4 protein-coding genes and 1 other annotated feature are annotated in these 6603 nt (G+C 36.8%); all 4 genes read right to left on the bottom strand.

The genetic code is table 11. The features are described from left to right. Positions 1-292: 292 nt before the first annotated feature. Positions 293-1693 carry a protoporphyrinogen oxidase gene (locus V7014_RS15255; protein WP_335508291.1) on the bottom strand — a complete coding sequence of 467 codons (1401 nt, stop codon included), beginning with the start codon at positions 1691-1693 and terminating at the stop codon, positions 293-295. A 230-nt stretch (positions 1694-1923) separates the two neighbouring features. Then, entirely contained in the window at positions 1924-3468 is a 1545-nt protein-coding gene (locus V7014_RS15260; protein ID WP_335508292.1) for a 2-isopropylmalate synthase, read from the bottom strand. A 64-nt stretch (positions 3469-3532) separates the two neighbouring features. Continuing rightward, positions 3533-3765 (bottom strand) — a binding site (T-box leader). Between the two features lie 110 nt (positions 3766-3875). After that, on the bottom strand, positions 3876-4808 hold the full coding sequence (locus V7014_RS15265; protein WP_335508293.1) for a DUF7916 family protein: 933 nt from the start codon (positions 4806-4808) through the stop codon (positions 3876-3878). A gap of 83 nt (positions 4809-4891) precedes the next feature. Further along, entirely contained in the window at positions 4892-6457 is a 1566-nt protein-coding gene (gene mbcS / locus V7014_RS15270; protein ID WP_335508294.1) for an acyl-CoA synthetase MbcS, read from the bottom strand. Positions 6458-6603: the final 146 nt, after the last annotated feature.

A 6603-nucleotide genomic window follows, 5' to 3' on the forward strand; every position in this document is an offset into this window, starting at 1 on the left:
TGGGCGCTCGGAGCTGGACTTAGAATCCATCTATTTCAAAGTGATCAACAACCTATTATTTTATAATTTCCTAAATAATAAGTAAAAAAGGTGAGGGAACAAATCCTCACCTTTTTGATTTGCTCTCACTATAGTGTGAGTGCCAACAATTTTTTTTTACGAACTTCGACTCAATTAATTCTCGAATATCGTTAACCAGTTCCTAAATATTATGTACATGAAAGTTAAACTCTTCTCAAGAAAGAAACTTCCCTTCTCAAGCATTCGTTAAACTCATTAAACTCAAAATAAATTAGCCTTTTGCCGCTACTAGTTCTGAAGCAATTTTTTCTGCCGTATTTATTCCGTTTGTAATACATGCTCCAATACCTACACCATAGTAAGAACATCCAGCAAGAATAATCTGTGGATACATCGCAGATAACTTCTCATTTAAAGACTGAATCGCTTCTCCATGATCTAAATTGTACGTTGGCATTAAATGAATCCACTTTGTTACTTCAACGGATTTCGGTTTCTCTGTTATACCAAGGCTCTTTTCCATATCTTTCAAAGCTATTTTAACTAATTCTTCTTCACTCATACGATTTAATTCTTCAAAGTTAGGTAGACTATTTTTATAGAAAAGGCGCACTAATAGCCGACGATTGCTCGATGTGTGAGTCCATTTTCGACTAGTCCATGTGCACGCGTTACAAAGTAAATCGCCTTTTCCTGAATTAATATAGCCAGTACCTTCCTTCGGTAGTTTGCTATCTGGAATATCAAAGCCCATATACATCGTGATAACAGATGAATTCTTTAACTTATTAAAAGATGAATCAAGCTCATCCTTGTGTAATAGATCTTGCGCCACGTTAAACGGCGTACTCAACACCACATAATCTGCTTCAATATCTTCATGATTAGCAAATGATACAGAATAATGTTCTTCGTTTTTGTTAACGCTTGTTGTTTCTACGCCCTTCAAAATCGTAACATCCGTTAACTCTTGTTCAAGTCGATCAATAATTGTAGACAAGCCATTTTTAAAGGATAGAAACTTTTTATTGTTGGCTGTTGGGGCTGGCTTATGGTGCTTTGCCAAGCCTCGAATGATACTGCCATACTTATTCTTATATTCAAGAAGATATGGGAGGGTTGACGAGATAAGCAAGTCTTCTAATTTACCTGAATATACGCCTGATAAGATTGGAGCAATTTGATTTTCTACATATTCTTTTCCTAGAAAAGCCTCCAAAAATTCTCCGATTGAACTATCCTTCGTAAACGTTTTATTACGAGTAATTAAGTCTTTATGTGCTTCAATTTTCCCTTTAAGTGAAACTAGCGGACTGTTCATTAATGATTGCATATTCGTAGGTATGCCAAAAACCGTATCCTCTGGAACTTGCATTAAAGTATTATTTAAATAAATATACGATTTTCCTGTTGCATTATAGACAACCTCGTCCGTTAACTTTAATTCCTCAATAAAAGGCATGACGTTTTCTTTGTTAGCAACCATTGAATCCGCACCGGTTTCCATCATAAACTCACCCTGATTAACAGTAGCGATTTTTCCTCCTAACTTCTCACTTTTCTCAACTAAGATAAGTTTAATGTCTAAATTCTGATCTTGTTTCAACTTTTGCAAATAATACATGGTAGATAAACCTGTAATTCCACCGCCAATTACCATAACTGTCTTCATCAGATTCACTTCCTCATAGAGTTAAATCAAAGGTCCATTTTATTTTTCTTATCCTATTATTATAAATAAAAGCCGAAGGTCCTGTCGTCCTTCGGCTTTAGATTTCATGTAGATTTTTGTATTTATGGACACAATTGTAACATATATTGCTCTTATTACTTATATTCCACTTTTCACAAAATATCATACTATTTTATTAGTAAATCACTTTATTTCCTATTGTGTAGATATTAATTCGAAAATGCGAATTGTTGAGCTTTCGCTTGATTTGTATCTCTTTGGAAGTGCTGATTAATAGCTGCTAAATAAGCTTTAGCACTCGCTTTAATGATATCCGTGTCCATGCCACGTCCCGTAAAAATTTGTCCTTCTTTCTCAACTTTGACAATCACTTCACCTAACGCATCTTTCCCAATATTCTTCGCTCGAATTGAGTAATCTTCCAATTGGAAAGAAACACCGATGATTTGCTCAATGCCATTATAAAGGGCATCAATAACACCATTACCTTGAACAGTTGCTTGATTGCTCACACGCTTCTCATCCATAAGCGAAATGGTTACCTCTGTTAATTCATTAGGATATGAAATAACTAAATCAGATAATTCATAACGTGTATTTTTATTAATAAAGTCTGGATTAACAAGCATATGAATATCGTCATCGACCACATATTTCTTCTTATCAATAACTATTTTAAAGTTTTCAAAGACGGCTGCTAACTCTTCATCATTTAAATTATATCCAAGATGCTCAAGCTTCTTCTTCAACGCGTGACGTCCAGAATGTTTACCTAATACTAATGTACTCGCCGAAACACCAACTGTTTCTGGCTTTATTATTTCATATGTGGAAGATTCTTTAATCATGCCGTCTTGATGAATTCCAGATTCATGTGCAAATGCATGATCTCCTACAATCGCTTTATTTGGCTGTACCACCATACCCGTATACTGACTGACCAGCTTGCTTGTATTATATATTTCATTTAACACAATACTGGATTTAGCTTGATAAAGATCTTGTCGTGTCTCAAGTGCCAATGCTACTTCCTCTATCGATGTATTTCCTGCACGTTCACCAATTCCATTGATTGTTCCTTCGATTTGATCAACGCCTGCATAGATAGCCGCAAGTGTATTTGCCGTTGCCATTCCTAGATCATTATGACAATGCGTACTCAACAAAATATCATTCACACGAGGTACTTGTTGCCTTACTACTCGGAACATGTCTCCAAACGTTTCAGGAGATGCATAACCGACCGTATCTGGTAGATTAATAACCGTTGCTCCTGCCTTAATGGCACGATCAACAACTTGGCACATAAAATCAAGTTCCGTTCTACTTGCATCCTCTAGAGAAAACTCGATTTCTGAGAAATATTTTTTTCCGTATTTAATTGCTGTTTCTGCTGTTTCTATCACTTGCTCTTTTGTCATATTTAGTTTATATTTGCGGTGTATAGGCGAAGTTGCAAGGACAATATGCAGGCAAGGTGTTGCAGCACCTTTTAATGCGTCTCTTGCGGCTTCGATATCATTTTGATGCGCTCTCGCTAATACAGCAATACTTGTGTTCCTAGCTGCTTTTGTCACAGCTTGCACATTAACAATTTCCCCCGGTGATGATGCTGGAAATCCAGCTTCAATGCGATCAACCCCTAGCTTCTCTAGCTGAAGTGCAATTGCCACCTTTTCCTCAGTCGTTAAGTGAACACCTGGTGACTGCTCTCCATCTCGTAATGTGGTATCAAACATATGGATTTTTCTCATTTTCTTTTTCCCCTTTCCTTATTTGTGAAATAAAAAAACCCCATGCCATTCACCTTGTATATATACAAGGGACGACAGGAGTTCTATTCCTAACGTGGTACCACCCTAATTCGCTTCTTATGTTTCCATAAAAAGCCTCAATTTCGAGCCCTTAACGCGGGTCAACGAATTTTCTTACTACGATTTCAGAAAATCAGCTAAAAGGTGAGTCGATGGTAGATTATCACAATACTCTCAGCAATGTATTGTTCTCTGTAAGATCAGTGCTACTATCTTGATCCTTCTCAACGCTATTATCTGTATTTTCTAAAATATTAAATACTTTCCTGTGAAATGTCAATCAAAATAAATAACTTTCTCTTTTTTAATTGTAAGAAAGCACATTAATTAAGTAAATCAATTCTAGTTTATCTTAATGCTGATGCTGCCATACGAATATATGTATGTCTCTTACCACGAATAGCTATGGATAAAGCTTGAATGTTTTCAGGAATAGCCATTCCCGAAAATCCAGAATCTCCAATATGAATCATGTCTGCACCAGCTCTTTTGGCACTCAAAGCTATGGATCGAATCGTTTCCACGTCGGCTCCCTCTTGGCTAGTACCAATAGCTGCTAGTGTTAACGCTCCTTTACTTTTCACAAGCTGAATTGCCTCAGCAAGCGTTCTTTCTCTTACACCTGGAACTGTACCTGGTGCTGGAAGAAGAATTAGATCCGCTCCAGCTGCAACAAAATCTTCTATTGATTGCAAGTCCAGTACGTTCCCTGTTGTACCTGCACTATGCATTTTCCCCGCTATAATTAACCCTTGAAAGTGTTCTTTTGCTAAATGGATTGCTTGTGTAATCTTATTATTCGTTACACCTGTTTTCGGGTTACCTGTTAAACAAATGAAATCACACCCCAGTTCTCTTGCTTTGGCTAATGATTTGGCAGTAGCTGTTCGACCTTCAGGAAGTGAATATAATTCTTCTGTTGCTTCAGCTGTTACATCTACTGGTTCAAGATTGATTCCAACAGGAAGACCTGTTAACTTCTTAATGGTTTCAATAATTGAATCATCCGTCGTCCCATCCTGTTCACTAGGGTGCAATACATTGTAAGGTACAACCCCTTTAACATTCGGATTAAATACATCAAAGATATTTAACAATATAAAGTCTGCACCAAAAGCTTTCATCATTTCTGGATTGGATACTTCAGGAAATAGCGGCTGTGAACTAACGATAGTTTCCGCCATTACAGTTCTACCTTCAGAAGCTAATATAGCTTGCTTTAACTCCGCTTTTCCCATCTGACGAAAATCTGATCCTCTGCAATCTAAAATTCTTTTCATGAAGCAAACACACCTTTCTTCTTGATACTTTTATTATAAACACAAAAAAGAGGACATCACATGTGACATCCTCTTTTCTCCACTTAACTACCTTCTCTTAATTCTACACGACGAATTTTTCCTGAAGAAGTTTTCGGCAGTTCATCAATAAATTCAATACATCTTGGATATTTATATGGTGCTGTTAATTTCTTCACATGCTTTTGAAGCGTTGAAATTAATTGTTTATCAAAACGATCCACGCCTTCCTTCAATACGACAAACGCTTTGACAATATTTCCTCGCACCTCGTCAGGACTAGCAACTACCGCGCATTCCTTAACGACAGGATGCTTTACAAGTGCATCTTCTACTTCGAAAGGTCCAATTGTATAACCAGAGCTTATAATAATATCATCACTACGCCCTTCAAACCAAAAATAACCGTCTTCATCCTTTTTCGCTCGATCACCCGTTATATAGTAATCTCCTCGATATTGCATCGCCGTTCTTTCCGGATCTTTGTAATAATGTTTGAAAAGTGCCGGCGAACTACCATGAACAGCAATATCACCTATTTCGCCAACTTCACAAACCTCATTGTTTTCATTCAAAATTTCTACGATATTTCCAGGAGTCGGTTTTCCCATTGAACCAGGCTTAATTTCCATTCCTTTTGTGACTCCGACTAATAACGTACTCTCTGTTTGTCCATACCCATCTCGAACAGTCACGTTAAAATATTTTTGAAAAACATCTATCACTTCTCTGTTCAAAGGTTCCCCTGCTGAAACAGCACTATGCAACTTCTCTAAATGGAATTGCTCCAAATTCTCTTCTTTAGCCATTAATCGATATTCTGTTGGCGTACAGCATAACACATTGATTTGATATTTTTGTAAAAGCTCTAAAAACTTCTTCGCATTATACCTTCCATTGTACACAAATCCTGTTGCACCTGTTCCTAACACTGATAAAAACGGACTCCATACCCACTTCTGCCAACCAGGAGCTGCCGTTGCCCAAACTAGATCCTGTTCACCAATACAAAGCCAGTTTACAGCGGCTGTTTTCAAATGTGCATAAGCCCAGGCATGTGTGTGGACAGCTGCTTTCGGCTTCCCAGTTGTTCCAGACGTATAGGATAGAAATGCTGTGTCATCTCTCGTTGTTTCTACCATTTCCATTTCTTCGCTAGCATCCTGCATCATTTCTTCTAACGAAATCCAGCCTGATTTACTTCCATCAATAGAATATTTCAATACATTTTGTGCCTCTGGTACTTTATCTACTTCTGACAAAAAATCTGTATAACAAACAACAGCTTTTACATTGCCGTGAATAATTCGGTACTGCAAATCTGTTGCCTTTAGCATTTCAGAAGAAGGAATAATAACTAAACCTGCTTTCAATGCTGCTATATATACTTGATACGCCATAATTAATCTAGGTACGATGATTAAAATGGCGTCACCCTTTTTCAAACCCATCCCAATAAAAACATTACCTATTTTATTCGAAGCTTTCATTAATTCACCATAGGTGATATCTTTTGTTTCTCCTGCTTCATTTTCCCACTTAATTGCTACCTTATTTGAATGATTGGAATGCTTTTCAATTTCATTTACTAAGTTATACTCTAATGGCGCAATTAACTCTTCTCTTTTCATTCTGTTGCCTCCTTAAGTTACCGTAAAGAAGTTTGAATATTCCGACTTCCGAAAGCTATAAATCAATGATTATACACACGTTAAGAATTTCAACTTGCATTATCACTTAATATTAGTAGTTGGTCTTAATTATAGGTCAATAATTC

Source organism: Bacillus sp. JJ722 (assembly GCF_036963345.1).
In the GTDB taxonomy this organism is placed as follows: Bacteria; Bacillota; Bacilli; order Bacillales; family DSM-1321; genus Bacillus_AD.

Coding starts and splice junctions, on each gene's coding strand:
- mbcS (WP_335508294.1), bottom strand. CDS start 6,457: ATGAAAAGAGAAGAGTTAATTGCGCCATTAGAGTATAACTTAGTAAAT.
- V7014_RS15265 (WP_335508293.1), bottom strand. CDS start 4,808: ATGAAAAGAATTTTAGATTGCAGAGGATCAGATTTTCGTCAGATGGGA.
- V7014_RS15255 (WP_335508291.1), bottom strand. CDS start 1,693: ATGAAGACAGTTATGGTAATTGGCGGTGGAATTACAGGTTTATCTACC.
- V7014_RS15260 (WP_335508292.1), bottom strand. CDS start 3,468: ATGAGAAAAATCCATATGTTTGATACCACATTACGAGATGGAGAGCAG.